30 protein-coding genes and 1 tRNA gene are annotated in these 26,438 nt (G+C 57.8%); 20 read left to right on the top strand and 11 right to left on the bottom strand.

All coding sequences use genetic code 11. The annotated features are described in order from the left end of the window. Positions 1 to 71: 71 nt before the first annotated feature. The 4 genes from ACR0KC_RS04885 (at position 72) to ribD (ending at position 2,577) form a co-directional block, all read left to right on the top strand. Positions 72 to 473 (top strand): hypothetical protein, encoded by a 402-nt coding sequence (locus tag ACR0KC_RS04885; RefSeq protein WP_255612048.1) that lies wholly within the window; start codon positions 72 to 74, stop codon positions 471 to 473. Positions 474 to 479: 6 nt separating this feature from the next. Beyond that, complete coding sequence (locus tag ACR0KC_RS04880; RefSeq protein ID WP_170466332.1) at positions 480 to 890, top strand: secondary thiamine-phosphate synthase enzyme YjbQ; 411 nt, start codon at positions 480 to 482, stop codon at positions 888 to 890. A gap of 119 nt (positions 891 to 1,009) precedes the next feature. Next, entirely contained in the window at positions 1,010 to 1,480 is a 471-nt protein-coding gene (nrdR, locus tag ACR0KC_RS04875; RefSeq protein ID WP_039534475.1) for a transcriptional regulator NrdR, read from the top strand. Further along, positions 1,477 to 2,577, top strand: a complete 1,101-nt coding sequence (gene ribD, locus ACR0KC_RS04870) for a bifunctional diaminohydroxyphosphoribosylaminopyrimidine deaminase/5-amino-6-(5-phosphoribosylamino)uracil reductase RibD (RefSeq protein WP_480771550.1) — start codon at positions 1,477 to 1,479, stop codon at positions 2,575 to 2,577. The genes nrdR and ribD overlap by 4 nt, the downstream gene beginning before the upstream one ends. A 3-nt stretch (positions 2,578 to 2,580) precedes the next feature. On the opposite strand, the gene ACR0KC_RS04865 is transcribed toward ribD, so the two are convergent. The 3 genes from ACR0KC_RS04865 to ACR0KC_RS04855 all read right to left on the bottom strand — a co-directional run bounded on the left by ACR0KC_RS04865 (position 2,581) and on the right by ACR0KC_RS04855 (position 7,094). Then, complete coding sequence (locus ACR0KC_RS04865; RefSeq protein WP_480771549.1) at positions 2,581 to 4,578, bottom strand: capsular polysaccharide biosynthesis protein; 1,998 nt, start codon at positions 4,576 to 4,578, stop codon at positions 2,581 to 2,583. 3 nt (positions 4,579 to 4,581) lie between these two features. After that, on the bottom strand, positions 4,582 to 5,715 hold the full coding sequence (locus ACR0KC_RS04860; protein WP_170396306.1) for a polysaccharide biosynthesis/export family protein: 1,134 nt from the start codon (positions 5,713 to 5,715) through the stop codon (positions 4,582 to 4,584). Between the two features lie 80 nt (positions 5,716 to 5,795). Beyond that, positions 5,796 to 7,094, bottom strand: coding sequence for a capsule biosynthesis protein (locus tag ACR0KC_RS04855; RefSeq protein ID WP_480771548.1), 1,299 nt, complete (start codon positions 7,092 to 7,094; stop codon positions 5,796 to 5,798). 141 nt (positions 7,095 to 7,235) lie between these two features. Here ACR0KC_RS04855 and ACR0KC_RS04850 point away from each other — a divergent pair, with 141 nt between their 5' ends. Then, a complete protein-coding gene (locus ACR0KC_RS04850) occupies positions 7,236 to 7,823 on the top strand; it encodes a riboflavin synthase (protein ID WP_170396310.1) in 588 nt (195 codons plus the stop codon). 3 nt (positions 7,824 to 7,826) lie between these two features. On the opposite strand, the gene ACR0KC_RS04845 is transcribed toward ACR0KC_RS04850, so the two are convergent. Beyond that, positions 7,827 to 8,882 carry a phosphatase PAP2 family protein gene (locus ACR0KC_RS04845; RefSeq protein WP_480771547.1) on the bottom strand — a complete coding sequence of 352 codons (1,056 nt, stop codon included), beginning with the start codon at positions 8,880 to 8,882 and terminating at the stop codon, positions 7,827 to 7,829. Positions 8,883 to 9,201: 319 nt separating this feature from the next. Here ACR0KC_RS04845 and ribB point away from each other — a divergent pair, with 319 nt between their 5' ends. The 4 genes from ribB to ACR0KC_RS04825 are packed head-to-tail and all read left to right on the top strand — an operon-like array spanning position 9,202 to position 11,721. Continuing rightward, positions 9,202 to 10,323, top strand: coding sequence for a 3,4-dihydroxy-2-butanone-4-phosphate synthase (gene ribB / locus ACR0KC_RS04840; protein WP_170800266.1), 1,122 nt, complete (start codon positions 9,202 to 9,204; stop codon positions 10,321 to 10,323). 2 nt (positions 10,324 to 10,325) lie between these two features. Next, on the top strand, positions 10,326 to 10,877 hold the full coding sequence (locus tag ACR0KC_RS04835) for a 6,7-dimethyl-8-ribityllumazine synthase (protein WP_170396313.1): 552 nt from the start codon (positions 10,326 to 10,328) through the stop codon (positions 10,875 to 10,877). After that, positions 10,874 to 11,356: a transcription antitermination factor NusB gene (nusB, locus tag ACR0KC_RS04830; RefSeq protein WP_170396315.1), complete on the top strand. Its 483-nt coding sequence runs from the start codon at positions 10,874 to 10,876 to the stop codon at positions 11,354 to 11,356. Before ACR0KC_RS04835 ends, nusB begins: the two co-directional genes overlap by 4 nt. A gap of 59 nt (positions 11,357 to 11,415) precedes the next feature. Then, entirely contained in the window at positions 11,416 to 11,721 is a 306-nt protein-coding gene (locus tag ACR0KC_RS04825) for a hypothetical protein (protein WP_480771546.1), read from the top strand. Between the two features lie 215 nt (positions 11,722 to 11,936). Here ACR0KC_RS04825 and ACR0KC_RS04820 read toward each other — a convergent pair whose 3' ends face one another. Next, positions 11,937 to 12,362 (bottom strand): SRPBCC family protein, encoded by a 426-nt coding sequence (locus ACR0KC_RS04820; protein ID WP_170396319.1) that lies wholly within the window; start codon positions 12,360 to 12,362, stop codon positions 11,937 to 11,939. Further along, on the bottom strand, positions 12,359 to 12,679 hold the full coding sequence (locus tag ACR0KC_RS04815; protein WP_480771545.1) for an ArsR/SmtB family transcription factor: 321 nt from the start codon (positions 12,677 to 12,679) through the stop codon (positions 12,359 to 12,361). The genes ACR0KC_RS04820 and ACR0KC_RS04815 overlap by 4 nt, the downstream gene beginning before the upstream one ends. A 105-nt stretch (positions 12,680 to 12,784) precedes the next feature. On the opposite strand from ACR0KC_RS04815, the gene ACR0KC_RS04810 reads away from it, so the two are divergent. After that, complete coding sequence (locus ACR0KC_RS04810) at positions 12,785 to 13,216, top strand: MmcB family DNA repair protein (protein ID WP_480752738.1); 432 nt, start codon at positions 12,785 to 12,787, stop codon at positions 13,214 to 13,216. Here the strand turns inward: ACR0KC_RS04810 and ACR0KC_RS04805 are convergent. Further along, positions 13,213 to 13,401 (bottom strand): DUF6324 family protein, encoded by a 189-nt coding sequence (locus tag ACR0KC_RS04805; RefSeq protein WP_170396325.1) that lies wholly within the window; start codon positions 13,399 to 13,401, stop codon positions 13,213 to 13,215. The two genes, ACR0KC_RS04810 and ACR0KC_RS04805, sit on opposite strands and share 4 nt — an antisense overlap. A gap of 78 nt (positions 13,402 to 13,479) precedes the next feature. Here ACR0KC_RS04805 and ACR0KC_RS04800 point away from each other — a divergent pair, with 78 nt between their 5' ends. The 6 genes from ACR0KC_RS04800 to ACR0KC_RS04775 all read left to right on the top strand — a co-directional run bounded on the left by ACR0KC_RS04800 (position 13,480) and on the right by ACR0KC_RS04775 (position 17,595). Further along, a complete protein-coding gene (locus ACR0KC_RS04800) occupies positions 13,480 to 13,962 on the top strand; it encodes an N-acetyltransferase family protein (protein ID WP_480570329.1) in 483 nt (160 codons plus the stop codon). 47 nt (positions 13,963 to 14,009) lie between these two features. Beyond that, positions 14,010 to 14,086: transfer RNA gene (locus tag ACR0KC_RS04795), tRNA-His, on the top strand. A gap of 92 nt (positions 14,087 to 14,178) precedes the next feature. Beyond that, on the top strand, positions 14,179 to 15,198 hold the full coding sequence (gene dusA, locus ACR0KC_RS04790) for a tRNA dihydrouridine(20/20a) synthase DusA (RefSeq protein WP_480752740.1): 1,020 nt from the start codon (positions 14,179 to 14,181) through the stop codon (positions 15,196 to 15,198). A 28-nt stretch (positions 15,199 to 15,226) separates the two neighbouring features. Further along, on the top strand, positions 15,227 to 16,051 hold the full coding sequence (locus ACR0KC_RS04785; RefSeq protein WP_170511906.1) for a sulfite exporter TauE/SafE family protein: 825 nt from the start codon (positions 15,227 to 15,229) through the stop codon (positions 16,049 to 16,051). Next, complete coding sequence (locus ACR0KC_RS04780; protein ID WP_170612435.1) at positions 16,045 to 16,830, top strand: hypothetical protein; 786 nt, start codon at positions 16,045 to 16,047, stop codon at positions 16,828 to 16,830. Before ACR0KC_RS04785 ends, ACR0KC_RS04780 begins: the two co-directional genes overlap by 7 nt. A gap of 36 nt (positions 16,831 to 16,866) precedes the next feature. After that, positions 16,867 to 17,595 carry a SpoIIAA family protein gene (locus tag ACR0KC_RS04775; protein WP_170466341.1) on the top strand — a complete coding sequence of 243 codons (729 nt, stop codon included), beginning with the start codon at positions 16,867 to 16,869 and terminating at the stop codon, positions 17,593 to 17,595. Between the two features lie 491 nt (positions 17,596 to 18,086). Here the strand turns inward: ACR0KC_RS04775 and ACR0KC_RS04770 are convergent, their stop codons facing one another. From ACR0KC_RS04770 to ccmI, 3 genes are read right to left on the bottom strand one after another with little or no spacing between them, the layout of a single operon-like run. After that, positions 18,087 to 18,320: a DUF1289 domain-containing protein gene (locus tag ACR0KC_RS04770; protein WP_170396339.1), complete on the bottom strand. Its 234-nt coding sequence runs from the start codon at positions 18,318 to 18,320 to the stop codon at positions 18,087 to 18,089. Between the two features lie 17 nt (positions 18,321 to 18,337). After that, entirely contained in the window at positions 18,338 to 18,802 is a 465-nt protein-coding gene (gene ruvX / locus ACR0KC_RS04765; RefSeq protein WP_170403288.1) for a Holliday junction resolvase RuvX, read from the bottom strand. After that, positions 18,799 to 20,019 (bottom strand): c-type cytochrome biogenesis protein CcmI, encoded by a 1,221-nt coding sequence (gene ccmI, locus ACR0KC_RS04760; RefSeq protein ID WP_170466350.1) that lies wholly within the window; start codon positions 20,017 to 20,019, stop codon positions 18,799 to 18,801. Before ccmI ends, ruvX begins: the two co-directional genes overlap by 4 nt. A 178-nt stretch (positions 20,020 to 20,197) precedes the next feature. Between ccmI and ACR0KC_RS04755 the strand changes: the two genes are divergently transcribed. From ACR0KC_RS04755 to ACR0KC_RS04740, 4 genes are all read left to right on the top strand, one after another. Continuing rightward, a complete protein-coding gene (locus tag ACR0KC_RS04755) occupies positions 20,198 to 21,442 on the top strand; it encodes a sarcosine oxidase subunit beta family protein (RefSeq protein ID WP_170396345.1) in 1,245 nt (414 codons plus the stop codon). Between the two features lie 88 nt (positions 21,443 to 21,530). After that, on the top strand, positions 21,531 to 21,860 hold the full coding sequence (locus tag ACR0KC_RS04750; protein WP_170396347.1) for a sarcosine oxidase subunit delta: 330 nt from the start codon (positions 21,531 to 21,533) through the stop codon (positions 21,858 to 21,860). A 43-nt stretch (positions 21,861 to 21,903) separates the two neighbouring features. After that, positions 21,904 to 24,918: a sarcosine oxidase subunit alpha family protein gene (locus tag ACR0KC_RS04745; protein ID WP_480791089.1), complete on the top strand. Its 3,015-nt coding sequence runs from the start codon at positions 21,904 to 21,906 to the stop codon at positions 24,916 to 24,918. Beyond that, positions 24,911 to 25,477 (top strand): sarcosine oxidase subunit gamma family protein, encoded by a 567-nt coding sequence (locus ACR0KC_RS04740; RefSeq protein ID WP_170396351.1) that lies wholly within the window; start codon positions 24,911 to 24,913, stop codon positions 25,475 to 25,477. The genes ACR0KC_RS04745 and ACR0KC_RS04740 overlap by 8 nt, the downstream gene beginning before the upstream one ends. Positions 25,478 to 25,586: 109 nt before the next feature. Here the strand turns inward: ACR0KC_RS04740 and ACR0KC_RS04735 are convergent, their stop codons facing one another. Continuing rightward, positions 25,587 to 26,354, bottom strand: a complete 768-nt coding sequence (locus ACR0KC_RS04735; protein ID WP_480771543.1) for an FkbM family methyltransferase — start codon at positions 26,352 to 26,354, stop codon at positions 25,587 to 25,589. Positions 26,355 to 26,438 lie beyond the last annotated feature (84 nt).

The following is a 26,438-nucleotide window of genomic DNA, read 5'->3' as shown; positions in this document are numbered from 1 at the left end:
CGTTAGTTCGCTTTGCTGACGATGGCGACGCACTAGTCTATATTTCACATGGAAACAGGAAGATGGACACGATGAAACAGACAATACTTTGCGCATTTGCAGCACTGCTTATGACCAGCTCTGCGGGCGTTGTCGATGCAGCGCCGAACGGTTATCGAACGGAACCGATGAGCGGCACAGACTTTGAGGTCATTCCAAGGACACGTCAGGATACTGATGGATATTGGTGCGCCGCTGCTGATTTTGCCCGCCGGAAATTGGGTGCTGGGTGGCAGCAACAAATCTACGTTCTGCGCGGCTACGGCCCCAGCGTGACAACGGGACGCCGGACGGCGGTACAGTTCACACTGAAACAACCCGCCAATGTCCCGCAGAAAGGCAGCTTTTCGGTCACAGCCGGGTTCCAGCCGGGTGACAGCATGTCGGTACAGGGCGCAAATGCACGGTGCGGCGTCCGTCCGTTTATCAATTGACCTGCGATGCAGACAGAATTCTCGATTCAGACACAGGGCGTGGGGCTCTATGAGATTACCGCCCCTTTGCGCAGTTGGCTGAGGCCGGTTTCGGACGGTTTGCTGACGCTCTTTGTGCGCCACACTTCTTGTTCGCTGCTTATTCAGGAAAACGCCGACCCCGAGGTGCAGACTGATCTGCGCGCATTCTTTGAACGGCTGGTGCCGCAATCGGATCATCCGTCGATGGCTTATCTGCGCCACACCTATGAGGGGCCGGACGACATGCCCGCCCATATCAAGGCCGCGATGATGCCTGTTTCGCTGTCGATACCAGTATCAGGTGGGGTGCCTGCGCTGGGCACATGGCAAGGGATATATCTGTTTGAACACCGCAACGCGCCGCATGAAAGAAAGGTCGCTGCGCATTTTGGGTGACGCTTTATATTGGGGTGGAAAATTCCGACTACCCAAACCCTAGAGGCTGTCCTATAGTTGTGGATAAGTAAGCCGCAGCGCTTACAAAAAGTGGCCAGCTAGGGACGAGGAGACGGCGGATGCGCTGCCCGTTTTGCGGAAATATCGATACTCAGGTCAAAGATTCACGCCCGGCAGAGGATCACGTCGCGATCCGTAGACGGCGGTTCTGCCCGGCCTGCGGCGGACGGTTCACCACCTATGAACGCGTGCAACTGCGTGATCTGGTCGTCATCAAAACCAACGGTAAGCGCGAAGACTTCGACCGCGACAAGCTGGAACGCTCGATCCGTATTTCGATGCAGAAGCGGCCCATTGATCCCGATCGGATTGATCAGATGATCTCCGGTATCGTGCGCCGTCTTGAAAGCATGGGGGAAACCGATATCCCTTCGAATAAAATCGGTGAAATTGTAATGGAAGCGCTGGCCCGGATTGATACGGTCGCATATGTTCGCTTTGCGAGTGTGTACAAGAATTTCCAGGCGGCCGATGATTTCGAGGAGTTTGTCCACGAGTTGCGCCCGCCGCAACCTTCGACGGATGAGTGAGCGATACAGATAAGCGATATATGGCGCTGGCCCTGTCATTGGGGCGGCGCGGCCAAGGCACCTGCTGGCCGAATCCGTCCGTCGGGTGTGTCGTCGTGCGCGATGAACGCATCGTTGGTCGCGGCTGGACGCAGCCCGGGGGTCGTCCGCATGCAGAACCTATGGCTCTGACGCAGGCGGGTAAGGCCGCGCGAGGTGCCACCGCCTATGTCTCGCTTGAACCCTGTTCACACTACGGAAAGACGCCGCCCTGTGCCGAGGCATTGATTGAGGCCGGTGTTGCCCGTGTGGTTTCAGCGATCGAAGACAGCGATCCTCGGGTCGCTGGGCAAGGGTTTGCCATGTTGCGCGAGGCCGGGATTGAGGTCACCACCGGCGTTCTGGCGGAACAGGCAGTACGCGACCACGCAGGGTTTTTCCTGAAAACCGAGCAGGGCCGCCCGTTTGTGACTTTGAAACTGGCCAGTAGCTTTGATGGACGGATTGCAACGGAAACCGGGCACAGTCAGTGGATCACAGGTCCAAATGCTCGCCGCGCGGTGCATGCGATGCGTGCGCGCCACGATGCGGTGATGGTTGGGGCAGGGACAGCGCGCGCCGATGACCCGTCGCTGACGGTTCGTGATCTGGGCGTGCAGCATCAGCCGGTGCGCGTGGTGGTCTCGCGACATCTGGATTTGCCCTTGATGGGGCAACTTGCGCGAACCGCGTCCGATATCCCTGTCTGGCTCTGTCACGGCCCCCATCCAGACCCCGAGCGTGCGCGTGCGTGGGAGGGGTTGGGTGCCCGTCTGATTCCTTGTGCGCTGGATGGTCATCACGTGGATGCGGCTGATCTGTTGCAGCAGCTTGGGCAGGCCGGATTGACGCGTGTCTTTTGCGAAGGCGGATCAGCATTGGCCGCATCTTTGCTAAAGGGCGATCTGGTCGATGAGTTGGTCGGTTTTACAGCGGGGCTGACCATCGGGGCCGAAGGTCTGTCCGCGATCGGCGCACTGAGGCTTGATACTCTGGATACTGCCCCCCGATTTGATCTGATCGAAACACAGGTCGTTGGCGGCGATATCCTACATCGCTGGGCGCGCGTGACGCACTAGCCTTCAGCGCCACCAATGCGCATGCGTCGCCAGTGCGCCCTGAAATTTGGACAAGATGCGATTTACGGGTCCGGTAGGGGATGGCGTACCTTGCGCAAGCCGTTCAACCGCGATTTCTACAGGGCAGGCCTGCCCCGTCTGTGGGTCGAAATAGCGCGGGTAGTCGATCAGGGTTGCGTGCACCAATCCCATCAACGAAGGCCGCGCGCCACGTCGCGCAGGCACTGCCCCCAGATCCGTTGTCAGCCCCCAACCGGCGTAGAACGGTGCGCCGAGTGTGGTGACCCGGACGCCGCGCAGCAAAGCCTCGAACCCCAGCAGAGAGGTCATAGTCCAGACTTCATCCACCTGTCCAAGCAGGGTGGCAGGATCGGTGCCTTCTACAATGACATCGGCCAGATCAGTTTCGATTTTGCCGTCGCGCAGACCAGCTTCGACATCCGGATGAGGTTTATAGATCAACACAGCGTCGGGATTGGCCTCGCGCGCCGCGCGCAGCAGATCGAGATTGGTGCGGATATTGCTTGTTCCCAGCCGGATCGAGGCGTCATCTTCAACCTGACCTGGCACTAGAACGCGACGCCCCTTCGGTAGGTCCGGGGCGGGGTGGCCGATGTTGTACTTGCTTAGGCCCTCGGTCAGCAGCCGGGCTGTCAGCCGCTCGGCGCGGAGCCTCTGATCAGGGCGCAAGGTTTCGCGCGTGGTGATCCATTCCTCCAGGCGGCTGGGATGCGTTGGATCGTAGTAGATGCCGATATCATCGGTCACCAGCGACAGCGGTGGAACCAGCTCCGCGCCCAACCCGCGGGATCGTAAAAAGCCATCCTCAATCCGGGTTGCATTCAGCGTCTCACCGGCTCGGCTGGCCCAGACCATATGGGGTTGTTTGGTGTTCTCTGGCTGCTCGGCCACGAAACGCACCTTATGGTGCTGGCCGAAAATGCGTTGCAGGTGGCGGCGTTTCCATACCCGCATCCCGGAGGCGGTCCAGCCTTTGTGGTCCTGCCGCCAAGCTCGGGTTTGCGCCTCAAGCGTATCGAGCACGCATTCCAATTCGCACAGGCGATCATGGTAGGGATCATACCAACGCGGATACAAGATCATCGCAGCTGCAAAAAGCTGCGCCCGTGTAAGATTCCGTTGGCGACGGAGCAGGGGGGCATCATCCTGCGTTAGCCCCCACCCAGCGTAGAATGGTTGCCCGAACACGCGTGGTTTGTGCCCGGCCAATATCGCCTCAAATCCCATCTGCGAGGACAGCGTGTAAACCCCGATGGCCCCTTCAAGCAGCGACCATGGACTTATGGGGCTGTCGAGGATCGATATTCTGTCACTCAGATCCTGATCGGAAAAGTATCCCTTGCGGTGGCCTGCCGTGGTTTCGGGGTGGCTTTTGATGAGGATGCGTGCGCCGGGGTTTTCCTCTTGCGCGATTACCAGCATCTCGCGGAACCGTGCATAGTCGCCGTTGCTTGCGGTGACGGCAGCATCTCCCTGCGTCTGGTCGATCACTAGAACGTAGCCAGGATCGGGAGGCGTCAGATCAAGGTCAAAGGCCGAGTATTTGCTCAGATGCAGCTCTCGGATGCGCGCGATTGCGCCTCGCGCGCGATCCAGCAGGGCGGTGTCATCCAGCGGATGCGTGGCTAACAGAGTTTCCAGATCCGAAGGCACACTCGGATCAAAATGCAGACCCGATCGATCCAACAACAGACCCATGGGTGCCTCACCGCTTCGTCCAGGGTGCAGAGACCGCAGGAACGCGTCTTCGACCCTCAGGACGGGCACATCGCGTTTCTGCGCGATACCCATGCCTCGATGGGCTGTCGGGCTGTTGCCCCAGACCCCGACCAGATCGTCTGGCTGTGGCAGACCAAGCCGGATGTCATACCCGGCCAGAGACAATATACGACGCAGCCGCGACTGTGACAGGAACCCACCGTTGTAAACAAAAAGCCGGGAGCGTTCGCCCCCGGCCGTGTTCTCCGATTCAGAGAGCATTCATCAGTTACCCGTAAGCGTCGCCACATTCGCAAATGGCGTCAGACCTCCAGCAATCAGCGAGACAGATTTGCTCCACTGTGCATATGGGGCCTCGGTGACGTATATCGTGTCATCGTCTCGGATCACGAAATCGCGGGCGATGAACAGGCCATTGGGCGCGGTCAGGTTCAGCAAATAGATCATGCGCTGATCACCCTGTAGCTCGGGACGTCCCATGACATTGCGCGCCACATCCTGCCGTTCCTCACGCAGAACAAAAATACCGGTCGGGTCTGAAGATAGCGGCTGTAGGCCTCCGACCTGTGCCAGCGCCTCAAGGGCAGATAAGTCCTGACTTTCAAAGGCCACGCGGGACTGTCCACCGGTCGAGCCCAGCGCGATGTATGAGCGGCTGTCCTGTTCGACCAGAATGCGATCGCCGCCGCGCAGGGCGATATCGGTTTCCGGGTTGCGGAACAGATCGTCGTACCAGATGGTTCCTCTTTGCTTGCCCCTGATCACAGTGACCAATGCGATATCGGATGCAACTGCCACCCCGCCTGCTTGCGCGAGCATGGTCGACAACGAGCCAGTCGGTCGCTCAATCGGATAGATTCCCGGCGCGCCGATAGTTCCGGTCAGAGAAACGGTCGACCCATCACCCGGAGTACGCGACACCTGGACTTGCGGATCCGGAGTCTGTTCTTCCAGCTTCGAGGAAATCAACGTGCGGAGCTGCTCAGGCGTATTGCCCGCTGCACGCAGCCGACCGGCATAAGGGACAAATATGTAACCTTCGCTGTCGACCTGCACCTGATCCAGAACGGTTGCGCCACCGGCTGCGGAACTTAGCAACCCATCCTCGACATTTTCCCAGATGCTGAGACTCAGAATATCGCCGGGGCGTACGGTATCGGATGCGACGCTTTGCGCGCTGCGGAAAGACTTCGAAAACCCGTATTGCGGAATCACCGATGTGGCCCGCGCAACACGGTCGTCGACCTCAACTACAAAGGCGTTACCCCCGTTTTCGACTGACCCGGCTAGAATTTCGTTTTTGTTCGGTCCGGATTTGGGAAGCTGGCATGCTGCCAGCAGGCCAAGGGTCGCCACAAGGGAAACCCCCCGGATCCATCGGGTAGGAAAGCGCTGCACTGCCGATTTACCTCAATCGTCTTTGTTTTGGGAAGGTTACCCGCATCGCTTCGAAACATCCAGCAGCAGGTTGCCCGCGATCATTCAACAACGCGCAACTGTGGCGTTGTGGCCTCTTTATCGGAGAGTAACCCTTGATAGGGGTCCTGAGCCGATAGCATCATGTCAGCCGCCCGCCGCAGCAATTGACGACGCCCTTGGTGAGAATAGAACCCCCCGGGGACTTGGCAGGTTTCCAGAAGAAATTGGCGATAGGCCCGATAGGCCTTGCCGCCCGGGGCATCTGGCTGGGCAAAGAATGCCTCAATCGATTGCCGAGATACGAATTCGGGCTTGTCATAAACCGACTGCCCAAAAATCCGCAAAGGAATGCCACGCCACAGAACCTGCTGGCCTGCCGTGGAATTCACCGTCACGGCGGATTTTGCATCGTCTAGCAACCTGGCCAGCTTACCACCGGGCACATAGTGAATTCGGTTTGTGATGCCGTGCTGTGCTGCAAGCTGGCGCGCCCACAGCCGCAGCGGCTCACGGTGGTTCTCAAGCGGATGTTCCTTGATGACAAGGTGGTGATGCGCAGGGGCGCCTTTGGCGAATCCGGCGATCACTTGTTCGAGAAACTCGGACATACCGGAAAAATCCGAGTGGTATTGCACCGAACTGTCATGGCCCAATTGAAGCAACACAAGATGGTACGGAAAACCGCTCCACCTGACCTGTGCTGTGGCCCAACCCCGCTGTAGCCTGTGAATGGGCATCAGACTCAGACGTTTGAAGTACAAACGAAACTCTTTCGAAACCGGCAGCTCTCGATGTGGTCGGAATTTCTGATATCTGCGGTTCAGAAACAGCACAAACCAGTGATAGAGCGCACCGTAAAAGATGTGCTGGCGCATATCCCCCCAATGGGAAGGCGGTGGGGATGCATGCCCTTCGGACTGTTCCAGCGCCGTCTGCATCTGCGCCACATCCAGTTCCATCAGGCGTGAGTTTCCGTTCGACCCGTTTCGTTCATAGGTCACCCACCAAGGGCGCAGGTAGCCTTCTTCAAACACATGAACCGTGATCCCGTGTGCTTTGGCAATCTCAACTGCTCGTGCATGCACGGGCCGGGTGTCGCCATAGAGCACGATATCGGTCACATCATAGTGGGTGAGCAATTCGCTTAAGGTCTCCGGCCAATCATCTGGCGCGCCGCGATATGGAATGTAACTGGATTTGTCGCCCCAGAAAGCCTGATCGCCCGCGTTGAAGCCGACTCGCCAGACCTGAGCACCCGCAGCCCGCAGCATCCGACCAAGCGCGTTAAAGAACGGACCATGCGGTCCCTGTAGAAACAGGAACACACGCTGGTCGGGGCAAGTGGTCAAGGGTGCCATGCAATCTGCTCGTCTAGTGGCCTTGTGGTGCGTTTGTATAAAATTATGCCTCTTTGTCGTTTTCACGGCAAGGCAGGGCTTGCCGGTAGAGCTGCGTGCCTTTACCTCGGCTATTGAAGCTAGGTTCAGAGGGTTAATGATATGTTCACAGGGATTGTCACCGATATTGGCACCGTTACCGAACTGGACCAGCAGGGCGACCTGCGGGCACGGATCAAGACAAGTTATGAAACGGCGGGCATTGATATTGGCGCTTCAATCGCAAGTGATGGCGTCTGCCTAACCGTCATCGCGTTGGGCGATGATTGGTATGATGTGCAGATCAGCGCTGAGACGGTTTCGAAAACCAATCTGGACAGTTGGCAGGTGGGCAAGCGCGTCAATCTAGAACGTGCCTTGAAAGTCGGGGATGAATTGGGAGGGCACATCGTCTCGGGCCACGTGGATGGCGTGGCAGAGGTGGTCTCTGTGATAGACGAGGGTGACAGCACGCGGGTGACATTGCGGGCGCCGGCCAATCTGGCCCGGTTTATCGCTCCGAAAGGGTCCGTCGCGCTGAACGGCACATCGCTGACGGTTAATGATGTGGACGGGTGTGACTTTGGTATCAACTTCATTCCCCACACCAAAGAGGTCACCACATGGGGTGACGTCTCGGTTGGTGATCGCGTGAACCTTGAGATCGATACTCTGGCCCGATACGTCGCGCGACTGGCCGAGATGTCCTGACCTTCAGGTGGAAGGTCCAAATTTGGCCGTCAGCCTCTTGGACAGCCACCAGAAGCATGAAGCCAGCAGGATTGAGACATACCCGTCGATGGCGTAGTGCCAGGCGAGGTGAACCGAGCCTAATAAGATGATGAAGGCAAACACCGACAGCGCCCAGCCGAGCCAGCGCGAATAGGTGAAGCCGTAGAACGCCAGAAGCACGGTAGAGGCAACATGCATGCTGGGCATCGCCGAGACTCCGCCTGCTAGCCCATTATTCCGATAACCATCCAACAGCATTTCATGCACATTCAGCGCCCAGACCGGGCTGATTTCGTGTGATTTGCGTAACAGCTCCATCTGCGGAACGAAGTCAGAGCCAAGATTGAAGGGTTCGTAGTAAACGGGACCAACCGAGGCAAAGATGGTTGCAATCACATTGCCGCCTACAAACCAGCACAGTGCAAACGCTACCAGAAAAACGGTGCTGCGGTTCGGGTCACTGCGGTCCAGACAGGCGACGCAAACCGCGATGTAAATCATGGGAAACCAGATGTGATAGGCGCCATTCACCGCTGTGGTTACGATCGGGGATCCCAAAATGGGCCATAGCAAGGTCCACGGATCGACGCCGCCGTGCAGAAACCGGTCCCATTGCACAAATTGCTCATCCCAGAGCGTCGGGTTCACAGCATGTATTTCGTTCTTCAGGAAGGTATAGGTCAGGATAAGTGCGACGATGCTGAGAAAGCAGATAACCGCATCGGTCGCTTTTTCAACATCTGCCATCTTGGATCGCAGATCTTGCAACATCCATTGAATTGGCTTTTTGGGTCGCACGACGAACATGGCAACGCCAAGTCGCCAAAGTACGAAATTTGCGAACATGAAACCAAGCAGACGAACTGAGATGACAATCAGGGAAGAGGTCGAAAAATCCCAATATGACCGTCCTACATAGATGCTAACGGCAATGGCATAGACCATCTGCAGTGCAATGAGTGATAGCAGCAGCCTGTTTCGCCGAAGGGCGCTTACACGCACGAAATTTGCAGCGGGCAGATCAGCGGTCTTAGACACTGGGCTCAAATTCTCGTCTAGCTAGGACATTATACAATGACTGGTGCCCAGGATATCAGGCGATCCAAGGGCCCAATTGGGGCAATTTGTGGACAAAGTTCACGCAACTGGCCTAAAGGTTCAACTATTGGCAACAATGCTCAGAAAAGGCCTAAGTCAAAACTGGCGCATAGGATTGGTAAACTGAGTTGGCACCAGATTTCATCGCTGGCCCTATAGCGCTGGGCATATCAATCTATCTCGCAGTGCTTACAGGCTGGTCTTTGCGTCCACTCTGGTCTATCCCGCCATTCAAACCCGTTGTGCGAAAGGCTGCCCTATGAGTTTTGAAACCCCCGGACCGGTAGAGGCCCAATTGCGCGAGGCGATCAGTCCGATTGAAGAGATCATCGAAGAGGCCCGTAAAGGCCGGATGTACATTCTTGTGGATCATGAGGACCGCGAGAATGAGGGTGATTTGGTGATCGCGGCTGAGTTCGCTGACGCAGAGGCGATCAATTTCATGGCGACCCATGGGCGCGGGTTGATCTGCCTGCCGATGACAGCGGAACGGATCGACAGTCTGGGCCTGCCGATGATGGCGGTGAACAACTCGTCGCGTCATGAGACAGCCTTCACCGTGTCGATAGAAGCCCGCGAGGGAGTTTCGACGGGAATATCGGCCGCTGATCGCGCGCTGACTGTGGCGACGGCAATCAATGAGCAGAACACAATGGCGCATATCGCGACACCTGGCCATATCTTCCCGCTGCGCGCAAAAAGGGGCGGGGTACTGGTGCGGGCGGGGCACACCGAGGCCGCCGTTGATATCTCGCGTCTGGCCGGGCTGAACCCCTCGGGCGTGATCTGCGAGATCATGAAGCCCGATGGCACAATGGCGCGCCTGCCTGATCTGGTCGCCTTCGCCAAAGAGCATGACATGAAGATCGGCACGATCAGTGATCTGATCGCCTATCGCTCGCGTAACGACAATCTGGTGGTTGAAACTTCGCGCGAGACAGTGAATTCCGAATACGGTGGCGAATGGGAGATGCGGATTTTCACCGACCAGACCCACGGTATCGAACACGTTGTCATGATCAAGGGCGACATCACAACGCCCGAGCCGGTCCTGACCCGGACCCACGCCCTGCATGAAGCGCCCGATATTCTGGGTCTCGGCCCGAAATCGTCACGAGAGCTGCCCCGCGCGATGGAAAAGATCGCCGAAGAGGGGCGCGGCGTCGTTTGCCTTTTCCGTCAGCCGCGAAATTCGCTGTATGCCGCAGACGACGAAGGCCCGCGCACGATCAAGCAAACCGGTCTGGGTGCGCAGATCCTGTCCAAGATGGGTATTCAGGAACTGGTGTTGCTGACAGACTCGCCTGAAACCGTGTATCTGGGGCTCGACGCGTTTGGACTGTCAATCGTCGGCACCCGCTCGATCCTCAAGGAAGACTGATAATGGCTGAAAAAGACAAACATGGCATTCTGCCGACTCCCAGCTTCGACAAGCCGGTGAAACTGCTGCTGGTGGTGGCTCCGTTCTACCGTGCCATCGCCGACAACATGGTCGCTGGTGCCAAGGCCGAGATCGAGGCCGCAGGCGGCACCTGCGACGTGGTCGAAGTGCCCGGTGCGCTGGAAATCCCGACCACAATCGCCATGGCCGACCGTCAGTGCAACTACGACGGCTATGTCGCGTTGGGCTGTGTCATTCGGGGCGAGACGACGCATTATGAAACCGTCTGCAACGACTCTAGCCGTGCAATCCAGTTGATGGGCCTGCAGGGCCTGCTGATCGGCAATGGCATCCTGACTGTCGAAAACGACGAACAGGCCGAGGTACGTGCAAACCCCGAAAAGATGAATAAAGGCGGTGGAGCGGCGGCTGCGGCCTTGCATCTGATCGCGCTCAGCCGTAAGTGGGGCTCTTCCAAAAAGGGCGTGGGCTTCAAGCCACCGTCCGAGTCCATCCTTGTGGCGGGCGACAGCAACGGACCCACGACAGCATGACCCAGACAGACGCGCCGAAACCGGCCAACCAGAAACGCCTTATGAAATCCGCCGCCCGGCTTTATGCCGTGCAGGCGCTGTTCCAGATGGAGCAGTCGGGCCAGACGACTGAACAGGTTGTGAATGAGTTTCTGGATCATCGGTTTGGCGCGGTCTACGAGGGGGATGAGATGCTGGATGGCGATATTAGTGTCTTCCGTAAGTTGGTGGATGACGCCGTGAACTATCAGGCCACCATCGACCAGATGACCGATCGTGCATTGGTCGCCAAATGGCCCATTGCGCGCATCGATCCGACCCTGCGCGCTGTGTTTCGCGCGGCCGGGGCTGAGTTGACCCAGAGCGACACGCCGCCAAAGGTCGTGATCACCGAATTCGTCGATGTCGCACGTGCGTTCTTCCCGGAAGGCAAAGAGCCCAAATTCGTGAACGCTGTGTTGGATCACATGGCGCGCGAAGCCCAGCCCGAGGCGTTCTGACGCCTTTACCGCGACCCTGCATGCGCTAGACTCACCATCATAGCGCAAGGAGGTTCGCCATGCCCAAACTGGTCCGTCTCTACATTACGCAAGTCGTCTGGGGCTTTGTGATCTCGGCCGTCTTTGTCGGGGTGCTGCTGGCGCTCAACGTGGCCAATCTACGGCATCTGATCACCAGTTCGGAAATTGGTCTGATCGCGTTGGCCATGATCTGGTTCATGAACGGGATCGTCTTTGCGGGTGTGCAGTTCGCCTATGCGATCATGAGCATGGCTGAGAAGCCGAACAAACCACGTGGTGGAACACCGATTGCTCATGGTTTGAAGCCTGCGCCGATCAAACAGGAAGTGCGCGCAGGGCGCTGATTTATTAGGTAAATATGTGGCGGGACCACCAGTCAACCGTGCGGTTTGATTCCCGAGGACCTGTATGTACAGGTGGGCGCCAGGTAATCAGGCCAGGACCTGAACAGAGCCAGCCCCCTCGGAATTGCTTAAGGCCACCAGAATGCTACCTGTCACAAGAAGGGCAGAACCCGCCACGGGCCTAAGTAGGGCCTGAAGCAGGTTCGCACAAGGGGTTAAGCATCAACAGTTTCGTGCAATGCGGTGCGCATCTTGCCGAAATGTTCATCCCATCCGTCATCCAGCGAAAGGATCAGGCCAAAGGCGTCAGCCCCTTGAGGTAAGCCCTCGTGCAGCAGTCCAAGGCGTGTACCGCCGGCGACGGGTTCCAGCGTCCACTTGACCACACTTTCGGCGCCGCCCATCGGTTTAATGGTGAATGTATATTCAAGATACTCTGGACGTCTCGCTTCACGCACTTCACCCCAAATCAGAAGGTCGCCACTGGTCGTCCCGAACATCTCAAGCTTTTGTCCAGCAGCAAGGGGACGTTCGGGTTTGTGAAACCACTCGGCCAGCCGGTCGGGATCAGTCAAATAGTCCCAAACGATTTCTGGTGTAGCGCGGAGAAAGATTGTTTTCTGCAAAACTGCGTCTGTCATTTCTTATTCCCTTCGATAGCTTTCTTCAGATTTGCGAGGCGACCATCCCAGAACCGGTCGAAGTAGCTGAGCCAGTCCAGAACCGGAGCCATTCCTTTGGGTTCAAGGCGATTGATGCGTTCGCGTCCACGAGCTTCGACGGTGATCAATCCTCCGTCGGACAAAACGGTCAGATGCTTTTTGACGGCCGCGCGAGTCATGTCGAAACGTTCGGTTAGTTGAGCGATCGTCATATCCTGCGCTGCCAGCATCTGAACGATGTCGCGGCGGGTCGGGTCCGCCAGAGCGCGAAATGCGTTTTGGGTCTGTGTATTCATCGGGCACCTCTTATTGGATACCATTTGGTTTCATATTATTGCGATACCAAATGGTACTATGTCAAGCTGCTTGATTTTTGTTCATGAATTGTTCACATTCTCGGAATGACACTAACTATGCAGCCTGGACAGAAGCTGGCCCGTGGTGTTTCGCGTCACTTGTTGACCCACGGCTATGTTTCGATTGAAGAATTTGTCCCCACCCGAGGGTTGCGTGTCGATGTGATGGGGCTGGGCCCCAAGGGTGAGATATGGGTGGTCGAGTGTAAATCCAGCCGCGCCGATTATCAGTCGGATTCCAAATGGCAGGGCTATCTTGACTGGTGTGACCGATTCTTTTGGGCGGTTGATACGGATTTCCCGACCGAGCTTCTGCCTGCGGAAACAGGCTTGATCATCGCTGATGCCTATGATGCCGAAATCATCCGTATGGGGCCAGAAAGCAAGCTAGCCCCGGCGCGGCGCAAAAAGATGGTTCAGAAATTCGCGATGGATTCTGCACGTCGGTTGCAGGCTTTGCGCGACCCCAGGGTTTAGCTTTTGATGGCGCGCGCGGCTTGGGCTGCGGCGCGGATTTCCTCGGCGATTTCTTCGGCCTCTTCGGGGTCGAAATCCATAGGAATCTCAATACCGGCACCTTCAATGAACAGCCGCACCATACCATGATCGGTGGGGCCGATCTGCAGGTTCGCTTCGATATCGCGTTCGGTATTGATGCTCATGTTCGCCTCCGGGAAATGCGCTTTGGTGCTAACGCGCGATGGGTTGAGAATCAAGCCGACTATGGGTTCAGATAGGGCATGGAGACGGCAACGCTCAGACCTTTCCGCGCCGAGGATGCGCCGTGGCTGGTAGAACAGCATGACGTGCTCTATTCCCGCGACGAGGGGTTTGATGACAGTTTCGGCCCGCTGGTTGCCCGCATTCTGACGGGATTCATCGCGGATCATGATCCAACTTGCGAACAAGGCTGGATCGCCGAGTGCGACGGGGATCGTTTGGGTAGTATTTTCTGTGTCAGGCTGGATGATCAAACCGCCAAGCTGCGGTTGTTTCTGCTGCTGCCCGAGGCTCGTGGACAGGGGCTGGGCAAGCGGCTACTGACCGCCTGCATGGGTTTCGCCCGCGACGCAGGATATCGCCAGATGGTGCTGTGGACCCATGAGAGTCACGCCGCCGCTTGCGGGCTGTATCGTGCGTTTGGGTGGGAGCTTGTCGACAGCAAGCCGGTGCATTCCTTCGGTGTCGATCTGGTCGAACAAAGCTGGCGAATTCAGCTTTAATTCCCTTGCAATCCCCGTACGTCTTCGCTAAATCGCCCCTCACAAGTGCCGCCTTAGCTCAGTTGGTTAGAGCGCTGGATTGTGGATCCAGAGGTCCCCTGTTCAAGCCAGGGAGGCGGTACCATCTCCCAAAACCCAAGAACGGTTTGCCGGTTGCAGGTCTTTCTGTATACCCGGTACTTGGCGAAAGCTGCGTTCCGATGACATGAGCAAGATATGCCGGATAAGAAACCTGTAGACATCCGTAGAAGTGCGAGACTGTCTGTTGCACCGATGATGGATTGGACCGACAAGAATTGCCGGTTTCTGCATCGTTTGCTGAGTTCTGAGACCTTGCTTTATACTGAAATGGTCACAGCGCCTGCTTTGGTGCGCGGCGGCGCACTGCATCTGCTGGACTTTAATCCTCAGGAGCACCCGGTTGCGTTGCAGCTAGGGGGTTCTGACCCGCAGGAATTGGCGCAGGCGGCCAAGCTGGGCGCGGAAGCCGGATATGACGAGATCAACTTGAATTGTGGGTGTCCGTCTGACCGTGTGCAATCAGGGACATTCGGTGCGGTATTGATGCGCGCACCAGAAAAGGTCGCGGAATGCGTTGCGGCGATGCGCGAGGCGGTGAAGCTCGAAGTCACGGTGAAATGCCGTATCGGTGTTGACGAACAGGAACCTTCAGAAGTGCTACCTGCTTTCCTCGACCAGATTCGCAAGGCCGGTTGTCAGCGGGTGACGATCCATGCGCGCAAAGCTTGGTTGCAGGGGTTAAGCCCCAAAGAAAACAGGGATATTCCACCGTTGGACTATGGTCTTGTGCACCGGATGAAGGCTGATTTTTCGGACATGCACATCTCGATCAATGGTGGCATTACGTCGCTTGCTCAGGCGCAACAGCATCTGGAGGATGGGCTTGATGGTGTCATGATCGGTCGTGCCGCCTATCACCAACCGACAGATATTTTGGCGGCTGCGGACCCGTTGATCTTTGGAACGGGCAGCGTCGCGGATCCCATTGAAGTGGTGCAAAATATGCTGCCCTATGTCGAGGCGCATCTTGTCGACGGTGGTCGATTGCACCAGATCACGCGGCATATGCTGGGCCTGTTCGCGGGGCGTCCCGGTGCGCGGGGATGGCGGCGGATGCTCTCCGAAGGTGCTGTGCGCGAGAATGCCGGCCCAGAAGTGATCCTGCAGGCTCTGGACTCTGTTGCTGCGCTATCGCAGGTGGAACAGGTAGGCTAAGACGGCTTCGAGCCGCTATGGGGGAATGATGCCCGAGACGATGTTGCTGGCCCAGATGCTGGGCCTTTTGCTTGTGATCGGCGCTTTGGCCGGGGTGTTGGCTGGACTTTTGGGCGTTGGCGGTGGAATCGTTCTGGTGCCCGCGTTTTTCTATGCGTTTCAGACACTTGGATATGGCGGGCCTCAGCTGATGCAGCTATGCCTCGCAACTTCGCTGGCGACGATCATTGTAACGTCGATCCGATCGGTTCTTAGCCATAACAAGAAAGGCGCGGTGGATTGGGGCATCCTGCGCGGCTGGGGGCCAGGCATAGCGGTGGGTGCGGTGATCGGTGTTCTGGTGGCTTCAGCTCTGAGGACAGAGTTTTTGCAGGCGCTGTTCGGCATGCTTGGTATGGTTATCGGCATCTATCTTGGATTGGGTAAATCCGAGTGGCGGTTGGGGGATGCGATGCCCAAAGGATTGCGCCGCGCCGCGCTTTCCCCTTCGGTAGGGTTTCTGTCGGTACTGATGGGAATTGGCGGGGGCAGTTTCGGCGTTCCATTGATGAGCCTTTATAACACTCCGATCCACCGGGCGGTTGCGACCGCAGCGGGCTTTGGCGTGATCATCGCTGTACCGTCGGTGCTTGGTTTTTTGTTTCTCAACATCGCTCCGGAGCATCGCCCGCCGCTGACCATTGGCGCGGTCAATCTGGTGGCTTTCGGTATCGTCGTTGCGATGACTATGATCACCGCCCCGTGGGGCGTTAAGCTGGCGCATGCGATGGATCCGAAGCCGCTCAGGCGGGTCTTCGCGGTATTCCTTACCCTGGTTGCTCTGAATATGCTGAGAAAGGCGTTGGGGTGGTAGCGTCGTTTTACGAGCTAGGTTGGGTAAAGTTTCCTTATGATGGAGCGTTGGCGGATTGGGTGGCGCACGCTCTTCCCACTGCGCGTGCGTCCGTCAGCGATCCGGCTCATGCAGCTTGGCACGATTGCGATGGCACGTGGTTCATTGGCGTTGATGCACTGGACAATGATGCGCAGGGCAGGGTCGCGGGTTCGCCTGCACTGGCGGGCGCGGCCATCGAACTGGCACACCAGCAGTTTGGATCGATTGATCTGCACAAAGGGCAGGTGTCGGTAATATATCCGGGCTACCCTCAACCCCGGCGTGGCGAAAGCGAGGCTGCGGCGCGGTATCGTGCGCGGCGAGATGCGGCGCATGTGGACGGGCTCAAGCCAGCTGGCCCTGATCGACGACGGCGGGTGGATGAACCTCATGCCTGGATATTGGGTATCCCACTTACCGAGGCTAGTGTGGACGCAGCACCAATGGTGCTGTGGGAGGGAAGCCACAAAATCCTCGGCGATGCTTTTCGGGCCGCGATGAAGAAGGTGCCGCGGCATGAATTGAGCGAGGCCGATATCACAGATGTCTATCAGGCTGCGCGTCGCGAAGTGTTCGAGACCTGTCCGCGCCTCGAGCTACCGGCGCGCCCGGGCGAAGCCTATCTGTTGCACCGCCACTGTCTGCATGGTGTTGCACCATGGGGTCCGAATGCCAGCGCTGGACCGGATGGACGGATGATCGCCTATTTCCGCCCTCAGTTGCCTGGTGGTGTAGCGCAATGGCTCGAATCCCCGTAACCTCCTGCCATTGTTTGGCTTTGGAGAGTTGGTTCGATGATTACGGTTCACACGAATGCAGATGGTGCCCTTATTGAGGTCGAGCTTTCGGGCGAGGTCACTAGCGCAGATTACGCGAGCACGCTTGTTCCCGCTATTGAGGCCGCATTGGAAGAGCACGACGCCATACGTCTGCTGGCGATCGTTGGGTCCGAGTTCAAGGGATATGATCTGGGTGCCGCATGGTCCGATACCAAGTTGGGGCTCAGCCATTGGCGCGGATTCGACCGGATTGGCGTTGTGGCGGACCAGGGATGGGTGCAAACAAGCGTCCGCCTGGCTGCCCCGATCCTGCCTTGCCCGGTGCACGTTTTTGGAATGGATGAGGTGGAGGAAGCGCGTCGCTGGATGCGCGAATCTCTCGGGGCGATCCACGTGACGGATCTGGGCGGACCTTGCGTGCAGATCCGCCTGATGGGCAAACTGGATTCACAGGAATACGGTCAGGCTCAAACCGATCTTGATGCGCTGTTGCGCGAACGTGACGGGTTTCGCCTGTTGATCGATCTGCGCGAGTTCGATGGTTGGCAGGGTCTGACTGCAATGGCAGCCCATTTCAGACTGGCGGCTGGTCATATTGGGATGCTGGATCGTGCAGCGATTGTCGGTGACAAGACATGGCAAAAAATGGCGCAACGCATGGCCAGCCATGTTCTGGGAACGCGGACCCAGTATTTCCCGGCGGAGGAATACGAGAATGCAATAACCTGGCTTGCGACTGGCTAAATGCTCTAAAAACGGTTCAGAAACAATGCCTTGTAATCATAGGCATTGTTCTTTTTTGCGTTGACGTTACGGAATGCAACTTTAAGTTAGCGCTATTATTGACTGGTTGGTCAAATAACTTAAAAAGTCCTTACCTGTCCCGGATTTAGAGGGAGAGGCAACAAGCTGTTTCGCGTCGCTGTGGGCCACCACTCACTCAAACACAGCTTCCGGACTCTTCCCCCCTCGGTGTTCGGAACGGTCCCGCAGTGGCGCGTCGTTTATTACATATTGGAAGAGCAATGATTTTTCGCTCAGTACTAAAACGCATTCTTTCGAAGGACACTCCCGAACAGGTTGAAAGCCACGAGTTGGAAGTTGAGTTGCGCCCGCGACCTGCCAAGACGACAACCCAGAACGAGCTGGTTAAACTGTTCGGTTCTGAATTGCGGGATCACGAATCTCTGAGTGATCTTAAGCCTACGCGGAGACCAAAATACTAGGCTTGCGGATCAGGACCCTTGCAGCCGGGCGGCACGGCCACCACGGCGCTTTGCCAGACGGGGTTTGCGTTCCGGCAGATCCTGCATGATTTCGGCCCGTTCGGTGCTGTCCATCTTTGACCAGCGCGTGATCTCGTCAATGGTGCGGTAGCAGCCGGTGCAGATACGTTCGGTCGGGTGAACGACGCAGATTTGGATGCAAGGGCTTTCGACCTCGTCCCGTTTCCAAACCATATTCGTCATGGGCGTTTTCCGATCCGTCAAAGAAAGCGCAGTCTGTCCAGCGCGCCTTGCAGAATATAGCCTGCTGCGACGTGATCAATAACCTGTCCGCGACGTTTTCGTGTCGTATCCGCCTCAAGCAGTGCTTTTTCTGCCGCAACGGTGCTTAGTCGTTCGTCCCAGAAACCGATGGGCAGATCGGTCAAACGGGTCATGTTTCGTGCGAAGGCGCGGGTTGACTGGCAGCGCGGCCCTTCGCTGCCATCCATGTTGCGCGGCAGTCCGAGGATAATGCCGCCGATCTCACGCTCGGTCACAATCTCGATCAAACGCGCGGAATCCAGTGTGAATTTCTTGCGTCGTACCGTCTCAAGCGGGGTGGCCACGCCGCGCATCCGGTCCGAGACGGAAACGCCGATGGTCTTTTCTCCCAGATCCAGCCCCATCAGGGCTGACATTGGGGGCAGGGATGCTGCGAAGTCTTCGAACGCGTCGTGGATCATTGAGCGATTCCGGCCTGCAGCGCGGCAGCGTCGATCATCTCCAACGCTTCGGCGTTACCCGCAAATACTTCCTTGGCTTCGTTCCTGATTTTGATGGCGCGTTGGCCTTCGCCCAGCACGCCCAAGGCGGCAATCAGGCGAGCCCACTCCTCGGGTGTCCCGCCCTCGGTCGCAAGGCGGTCCGAAAGGCCATCGACCATGCCGCGGATCATTTCTTGTCGTTCCTCTGGCGACATCTCGGCGGCAGCATTTACATCGTCCTGGCTGGGGCCGGATGCAGCAGAAAAGTCGGGTGTGTTAAACACGCCTGCGCGGAATGCCAATTCATCGATCTGTGACCGGATGGCATTCGCCCATGGCGCGCCGGCGGGGGCGTCATTCAGAGTTTCGACCCAAACGCGATAAGCCATATCAGGCCGCCCGGTCTGTGCCAGCATCTGCCCCCAATAATACCGGGCAGGACCCAAGCGCTGATTGCGCTCAAGCGCCTGTCGCAAGGCGGCTTCCGCTTCCGGTGAGACGTAGCCGCCAGCGGCCAAAATCATCATCTCTGCCTGATCCGAATAGGCCTGAGCCGACGCGTTGTCACCCGACAGTTCGATCACACGGGTTTGTGCCTCATACCCTGCTTTGAAGTTCCCCGCGTTGGTTTCATGCTGTGCCAGCAGGGTATGGCCTTGCAGATCATCGGGGCGTTCGGCCACAGTTTCGCGCAGCCGGTTCAGCAAAGTTGCATAGCTTTCGTCCAGCGGAGGCGTCTGGAGCGGTGTGGCAATGCCCTCGGCCTCAGCCTGGCTGGGTCGATTTTCGCGCAGGTCTTCTGCCATTTCCAGACGAACTGAAAGGGGCATGTCAGGGAAACCGGCAGCACCCAACTGGCGATACATCGCCAACCCGCCACCAACCAGAACGGCGGCCATGGCGAGGAACGCAATTATGGTAACCAAGCGTGATGGCCCGGTGCCTTTGTCTTCATTGCGCATCTGCGCGTCTGCAGCCAGGATACGGCGCGAGATTTCCGTGCGTACACGTTCAGCATCAGCTTTCGCGATCACGCCGCGCGCCAAGTCTTTGTCAACGCCTGCTAGCTGTTCACGATAGACCCGCAGATCATAAGCAGCTGTCGGGCCGGTGCCGCGACGACCGCGCAGCATCGTGTAACCCAGGAAAATCGCGATCAGCAGCGCGATCAAGAAGATGAGAACCCAGAACGGCATGGTCCCTCCAAAATGGTTGCCCTGACTTAGACCTGTCGGCGCATGGAAAAAAGGGACAAATAGCCGCGAAGGGCGCTCATGTCGCAATAGTGCATTATTGCGGCGTTGCGCGGCAGGGTTAAAATGTACGGGCACGGCATACCTGCGCCCAATCATCGAAGACCGGACGGATTCGCACATGAAACACTACTCAGCCTTTGCTGTAGCGCGCGAAGCGCTGCGCTATCACACCGGATGGGAGCGCGCATGGCGTTCGCCGGAGCCTAAGAAGCGCTATGACGTCATTATCGTCGGGGCCGGCGGTCACGGTTTGGCAACAGCCTACTATCTTGGCAAGAACTACGGCATCCAGAACGTCGCCGTAATAGAAAAAGGCTGGTTGGGCGGTGGCAACACCGGTCGGAACACGACCATCATCCGATCGAACTATCTGCAGGACCCGTCAGCGGCGATTTACGAAAAGGCGCGCGGTCTCTACGAAGATCTGAGCCAGGAACTGAACTATAACATCATGTTCAGTCCGCGTGGCGTAATCATGCTGGCGCAGACCCAGCACGAGATTCGCGGCTATCAGCGTACTGCGCATGCGAATGCGCTGCAGGGGGTTCAGACCGAGTGGATTGGGCCCGAGCGCGTGAAAGAGCTGGTGCCGATCATTAATCTTGAAGGTCCGCGCTATCCGGTTCTGGGCGGGCTTTGGCAGGAACGTGGTGGGACCGCGCGCCATGATGCGGTGGCATGGGGCTATGCCCGTGCATGCTCGGCCATGGGTATGGACATTATCCAGAGATGCGAAGTCACCGGCGTCCGGTCCGAAAACGGTCGTGTTGTCGGGGTCGATACCACAAAAGGTGCCATCGATTGTGACAAGCTGGGCATCGTGGTTGCGGGGCATTCTGGCCAGTTGGCTGAGATGGCGGGCTTCCGTCTGCCACTGGAAGCCGTTGCACTGCAGGCGTTGGTGTCCGAGCCGATCAAACCCTGTATGGATGTCGTTGTGATGGCGAACACCGTACACGGCTACATGTCTCAGTCCGACAAGGGCGAGATGGTGATTGGTGGTGGCACGGACGGGTTCAACAACTATACCCAGCGCGGCAGCTTCCATCATATCGAAGAAACGGTACGCGCATTGGTCGAAACTTTCCCGATGATCTCGCGCCTGAAAATGCTGCGCCAGTGGGGCGGTATTGTGGATATGACCGGCGACCGTTCACCCATCCTGTCAAAAACACCGCTTAATGGCTGCTTTATCAACGCGGGCTGGGGCACCGGCGGCTTCAAGGCCATTCCGGGATCGGGCTGGGGAATGGCTCAGCTGATGGCCACGGGGCATTCACCACTGACCGAAGCCTTCTCGCTGGATCGTTTCAAAGAAGGCCGCTTCATCGACGAAAGCGTCGCGGCCGGGGTGGCGCACTGATGAAGATTTTTCGTCGAAAAATCTCGCACGCCCGTCACGCAGAATTTGCAGGCAGATACGTCTCGCCTGCTGCCAAGAGGATGATCACATGCTGATCTTGAAATGCCCTTATTGCGGCGTCGAAGCCGAAGAAACTGAACTGGCTGCAGGTGGCGAGGCGCATTTGAAGCGTTATGGCCCGGGCTCGTCAGATGATGAGTTCCACGACTACCTGTTCATGCGCGAAAACCCCAAGGGCGTTCATTTCGAACGCTGGCGCCATGCCAATGGGTGCGGCAAGTGGTTCCACGCCGCGCGCTGTACGAACACGCTTGAGGTCTTTGGCACCTATCCGGCGCAGACAACCGAGCCGCCCCAAGAGATCAAGGACGCCATCACCGCCAAGCGTCCCGGCTGGACGTGGAGAGAGTACAAATGATCTGTACAGCCATCCAAAATACCGCCTGCGAAAGGTCCGCATCATGAGCACCCGTCTCGCAAAACATGGCCGTTTGATTGATCGGTCGAAAAAGGTCAACTTCACCTTCAACGGCACCTCGATGCAGGGCTACGAGGGCGATACGCTCGCGTCTGCCTTGCTGGCAAATGATCAGATGATGATGGGCCGGTCGTTCAAGTATCACCGCCCGCGCGGCGTGGTCGCTAGTGGCGCGGAAGAGCCAAACGCTCTGGTCGGTCTGGGTGAGGGCAACCGGTTTGAGCCGAACCAGCGCGCCACCACGACAGAGCTGTTCAATGGTCTGACATCCGCATCACAGAACCACTGGCCGAACCTCGAGTTCGACATCGGCGCGATCAATACGCATCTGTCGCGGTTTCTGCCAGCCGGATTCTATTACAAGATGTTCATCCATCCGAAACCGTTCTGGAAACATGTTTACGAGCCGTTTATTCGCCAGTCGGCGGGTTTGGGCAAAGCGCCCGACAAGGACAACCGTGACGCGGACACATACGAGCATTTTTACGCCTTCACCGATGTCTTGGTGATTGGTGGTGGTATCGCGGGTTTGCAGGCCGCCAAGGTGGCAGCCCAAACCGGTGCCAAGGTGATGCTGATCGAGCAGACTGCGCACTGGGGTGGTCGCGCTCCGGTTGATGGCGGAACCATCAATGGCGAGCCTGTGGATAAGTTCGTGGAACAATTGGTTTCCGATCTCGAAACAATGGACAACGTCACCATGCGCAATCGCTGCATGGGTGCGGGGGTCTATGACCACGGTTATGTACTGGGTTATGAGCGACTGACAGACCACAAGCCGGGTGTTCAGGGGCCGCGTCACCGCCTGTGGCGCATTCGTGCGAAACAGGTCGTGACCGCGACCGGTGCGATTGAGCGTCCGCTGTCATTCGCAGGCAATGATGTGCCTGGTGTCATGCTGGCCTCGGCCATGCGCGACTATGTGGTCAACTGGGGCGTGACGCCGGGCGAGCGTGTGATTGTCGCCACCAACAATGATGACGCCTACCGGACTGCAATTACCTTGAAACAGGCCGGTGTCGATGTCCTGCGCGTGGTTGATGCGCGCGACACCGCCGGACCTCTGGCCGAAGAGGCGCGTCAGCTGGGTATCCGCGTCGATCCGGGCAAGGCGATCGCAAAGGTCAAAGGCGGCAAGCGGGTCAAGAAAGTTGCGATCTGCAATCAAGAGGGGATCGGAGGCGCCCGGGAAGAGGTCGAATGCGATGCGATTGCCATGTCAGGTGGCTGGTCTCCGGTCGTGCATATGTGGTCGCATTGCGGCGGTAAGCTGATCTGGGACGAGGCGAACGCGCATTTCCGCCCCGATCCTTCACGTCCTCCGCTGGGGGCAGACGGTGAAGGTTTTGTTCTGGCGGCAGGGGCTTCGAACGGCCCGCTGGCCCTGGGGGATGTCCTGAAGGATGCAGATACTGCCGGCAAAGCGGCAGCGAAGGCGGCCGGGTTCTCCGCGAAGCGCACCAAAGCGCCAGTTGGTGAGACTACGGCCGAGGCCCCAATGGCCGCTGTCTGGCTCATGCCTTCTAATGCCGAGATTGATCTGCGCATGAAATCGTGGCTGGACTTCCAGAACGACGTCAAGGTCTCGGACGTGCAACTGGCTGCGCGCGAGGGCTATGAAAGTGTCGAGCACACCAAGCGTTACACCACGCTGGGCATGGCAACGGATCAGGGTAAGTTGAGTAATATCAACGGTCTGGCAATCCTTGCTGATGCGCTGGATTCGGAGATCCCGAAGGTCGGTACCACCACCTTCCGCCCGCCATATACTCCAATCTCGATGGCTTCGATTGGTGGTGAAGCGCGTGGTGAGGTGTTCCAGCCGATCCGTCAAACGCCGATGCATAACTGGCACGATAAGAACGGGGCCGATTGGGAGCCGGTCGGCCATTGGCGTCGAACCTATGCCTATGTGCGACCCGGAGAATCCGTGCATGATGCGGTGAATCGCGAGGTTAAAAACACCCGCGAAAACCTCGGGCTGTTGGACGCTTCGACCCTCGGCAAGCTGATCGTCAAAGGCCCCGACGCAGGCAAGTTCTTGGACATGATGTACACCAACATGATGTCCACGCTGAAGGTCGGCAAATGCCGCTATGGCCTGATGTGTTCCGAGAATGGCTTCCTGATCGACGACGGCGTTGTTGCCCGCATCGATGAGGACACGTGGCTGTGCCACACCACCACCGGCGGGGCCGAGCGTATCCATGGCCACATGGAAGAATGGCTGCAGACCGAGTGGTGGGACTGGAAAGTCTACGTCGCGAACGTCACCGAGCAATATGCGCAGGTCGCCGTGGTAGGTCCGAACGCCCGCAAGGTACTTGAGAAGCTGGGCGGCATGGATCTGTCGAAAGAGGCGCTGCCCTTCATGGAATGGCGCGATGGCAAGATCGGCGCGTTCGACGCGCGGGCCTACCGTATCTCGTTCTCGGGTGAGCTGTCCTATGAGATCGCGGTCCCTGCAAGCCAAGGTCAGGCGTTCTGGGACGCTCTGATCGAGGCAGGGCAGGAGTTCGGAGTGATGCCATACGGCACCGAATGTCTGCATATTCTGCGTGCCGAGAAAGGCTTTATCATGATCGGCGATGAGACCGACGGCACCGTGATCCCGCAGGATCTGGGGCTGCACTGGGCGCTGTCCAAAAAGAAAGAGGATTACCTCGGAAAACGCGCCCATTCGCGGACCCATATGGCCGATCCTGAGCGCTGGAAACTGGTTGGTCTTGAGACTGTGGATGGATCGGTTCTACCGGACGGTGCCTATGCGGTGGGCGAGGGCGTGAATGCGAACGGTCAGCGCAACATGATCGGTCGCGTAACTTCGACCTACTACTCGGCCAATCTGGGTAAAGGCATCGCCATGGGCCTGATCAAACACGGCCCCGACCGGATGGGCGAAGTGGTCGAGTTCCCGGGCACTGACGGCAAAACCTACAAGGCCAAGATCGTGGACCCGATCTTCTATGACAAGGACGGGGAGAAGCAGAATGTCTGAACCCATCAGCGCACTGAACCACGCCTCATATGATGGCATCGCCAAGATCGAGGAATGCGGCCTACAGGGCATGATCACACTGCGCGGTGATCTGTCGGATAAGGTACTGGCTAAGGTTGTCAAAGACGCCACCGGGCAGAAAGTGCCCGGTCAGCGTGAAGCGTTTGTGAATGGCGACACCGGTGTTTGCTGGATGTCCACCGACGAATTGCTGGTGCTTGTGCCTTATGCCGAGGTCGAGGCCAAACTCGCCGCGATGACCAACGCGCTAAGTGGTACGCACGCACTGGCGGTCAACGTCTCCGACGCGCGGGCCGTATTCCGCGTTTCGGGCGCGAACGCGCGCGAGGTATTGGGCAAGCTGGCTCCGGTTGAGCTGTCGGCCGAGGCATTCCAACCCGGCCAGATCCGCCGTTCGCGTTTGGCGCAAGTGGCAGGTGCCTTCTGGATGGACGACGCTGAGACTTTCCGCATCGTCTGCTTCCGCTCTGCGGCGGACTATGCGTTCAAATTGCTGAAGGTTGCGGCGCAGCCCGGCAGCGAGGTCGGGGTTTATTAAGCCCTGATCGCCTGATGATATGTGGGTGAGGGGGCTTTGCCCCCTCGGCCTGCGGCCTCACTCCCAAGGTATTTCTGTCGAGATGAAGGCCGGATCTCTGGTTCGGGTGTCAGGGGTTCTCGCTGAACAGGAATGTCGGGAATTGAGTGAGTGCACGCTTGCCCGTGAGGGCTGACTTGCCGGTTTCGCCTGTGTGTGGGTCGTGGCAATGGCTATAGAAAGCCAGGTCTTCTGATAGTTTTTTCATGGCCGCGCTGCGGTTGTCTGCGCTCAGATAAGGTGCGTGCGTTGAGAGAAACAGCGCAGGGTTATCTTTTTCTAACCAAGGCAGCATAGAAGGCAGGACCGAAAATTCAGCGCCTTCGATATCCATTTTGACCAAAGAGACATCAGTCAGGTCGACGGACTCAGAAAATTGATCCCAACCGATGGTAAGTGCGTCGGTGCCATGGCTTCCTTCGTGGAGCAATGATGACGTTGAATCGCCTGCCTCTCCGTGCGCTGAAGCCATTCGTGTCACTCCAAACCCATCTGACAAGGCGATGCTGAAGGCTGATACGTTTCGGATGTCGTTCAGCTCTAGGTTCCAGACCAGATGGCGGTAAGCCACTGGGTCAGGCTCAAAACACCACACATGGCGAGCGCGGCGCGCGGCATAGAGGACCGTGGGGCCGATCCATGCACCGATATCAAGATAGTCCTGTTCGGGCGACAGATATTGGTCCAGCACCGAAAATGTCTCGGGTTCCCACTCCCCGGCTGATACCTTGCGCCAGAATTTCGAGTGGTAGGGGTCCAGGCGAAAGGGTTCACCGTTCAAGTTGCCCGCATAGTATCCGCGGGCGCGATAGAACATTTTGTGCGCCTGTGTCAGCATCGCGGACCTCCGGGTTTTTGTGTTGCGGCCCTTGACCTGCGGCGGCTGTCAAAGCATTTAACCTTTGGAACCGCAACATTCATT

The sequence above is a fragment of the Ruegeria sp. CF3 genome, assembly GCF_056537365.1.
This window is presented reverse-complemented; position numbering and strand designations above follow the sequence as displayed.

Bases quoted from the DNA above. Each gene is read 5' to 3' on its own strand.
- ACR0KC_RS04835 (WP_170396313.1), top strand. From the start codon at position 10,326: ATGGCTGAAAAAGACAAACATGGCATTCTGCCGACTCCCAGCTTCGAC.
- ACR0KC_RS04770 (WP_170396339.1), bottom strand. From the start codon at position 18,320: ATGACGAATATGGTTTGGAAACGGGACGAGGTCGAAAGCCCTTGCATC.
- ACR0KC_RS04775 (WP_170466341.1), top strand. From the start codon at position 16,867: ATGATTACGGTTCACACGAATGCAGATGGTGCCCTTATTGAGGTCGAG.
- ACR0KC_RS04785 (WP_170511906.1), top strand. From the start codon at position 15,227: ATGCCCGAGACGATGTTGCTGGCCCAGATGCTGGGCCTTTTGCTTGTG.
- dusA (WP_480752740.1), top strand. From the start codon at position 14,179: ATGCCGGATAAGAAACCTGTAGACATCCGTAGAAGTGCGAGACTGTCT.
- ACR0KC_RS04750 (WP_170396347.1), top strand. From the start codon at position 21,531: ATGCTGATCTTGAAATGCCCTTATTGCGGCGTCGAAGCCGAAGAAACT.
- nusB (WP_170396315.1), top strand. From the start codon at position 10,874: ATGACCCAGACAGACGCGCCGAAACCGGCCAACCAGAAACGCCTTATG.
- ACR0KC_RS04810 (WP_480752738.1), top strand. From the start codon at position 12,785: ATGACACTAACTATGCAGCCTGGACAGAAGCTGGCCCGTGGTGTTTCG.
- nrdR (WP_039534475.1), top strand. From the start codon at position 1,010: ATGCGCTGCCCGTTTTGCGGAAATATCGATACTCAGGTCAAAGATTCA.
- ACR0KC_RS04745 (WP_480791089.1), top strand. From the start codon at position 21,904: ATGAGCACCCGTCTCGCAAAACATGGCCGTTTGATTGATCGGTCGAAA.
- ACR0KC_RS04815 (WP_480771545.1), bottom strand. From the start codon at position 12,679: ATGAATACACAGACCCAAAACGCATTTCGCGCTCTGGCGGACCCGACC.
- ACR0KC_RS04865 (WP_480771549.1), bottom strand. From the start codon at position 4,578: ATGCTCTCTGAATCGGAGAACACGGCCGGGGGCGAACGCTCCCGGCTT.
- ACR0KC_RS04855 (WP_480771548.1), bottom strand. From the start codon at position 7,094: ATGGCACCCTTGACCACTTGCCCCGACCAGCGTGTGTTCCTGTTTCTA.
- ACR0KC_RS04885 (WP_255612048.1), top strand. From the start codon at position 72: ATGAAACAGACAATACTTTGCGCATTTGCAGCACTGCTTATGACCAGC.
- ACR0KC_RS04735 (WP_480771543.1), bottom strand. From the start codon at position 26,354: ATGCTGACACAGGCGCACAAAATGTTCTATCGCGCCCGCGGATACTAT.
- ribB (WP_170800266.1), top strand. From the start codon at position 9,202: ATGAGTTTTGAAACCCCCGGACCGGTAGAGGCCCAATTGCGCGAGGCG.
- ccmI (WP_170466350.1), bottom strand. From the start codon at position 20,019: ATGCCGTTCTGGGTTCTCATCTTCTTGATCGCGCTGCTGATCGCGATT.
- ACR0KC_RS04740 (WP_170396351.1), top strand. From the start codon at position 24,911: ATGTCTGAACCCATCAGCGCACTGAACCACGCCTCATATGATGGCATC.
- ACR0KC_RS04820 (WP_170396319.1), bottom strand. From the start codon at position 12,362: ATGACAGACGCAGTTTTGCAGAAAACAATCTTTCTCCGCGCTACACCA.
- ACR0KC_RS04850 (WP_170396310.1), top strand. From the start codon at position 7,236: ATGTTCACAGGGATTGTCACCGATATTGGCACCGTTACCGAACTGGAC.
- ruvX (WP_170403288.1), bottom strand. From the start codon at position 18,802: ATGATCCACGACGCGTTCGAAGACTTCGCAGCATCCCTGCCCCCAATG.
- ACR0KC_RS04805 (WP_170396325.1), bottom strand. From the start codon at position 13,401: ATGAGCATCAATACCGAACGCGATATCGAAGCGAACCTGCAGATCGGC.
- ACR0KC_RS04800 (WP_480570329.1), top strand. From the start codon at position 13,480: ATGGAGACGGCAACGCTCAGACCTTTCCGCGCCGAGGATGCGCCGTGG.
- ACR0KC_RS04880 (WP_170466332.1), top strand. From the start codon at position 480: ATGCAGACAGAATTCTCGATTCAGACACAGGGCGTGGGGCTCTATGAG.
- ACR0KC_RS04755 (WP_170396345.1), top strand. From the start codon at position 20,198: ATGAAACACTACTCAGCCTTTGCTGTAGCGCGCGAAGCGCTGCGCTAT.
- ACR0KC_RS04825 (WP_480771546.1), top strand. From the start codon at position 11,416: ATGCCCAAACTGGTCCGTCTCTACATTACGCAAGTCGTCTGGGGCTTT.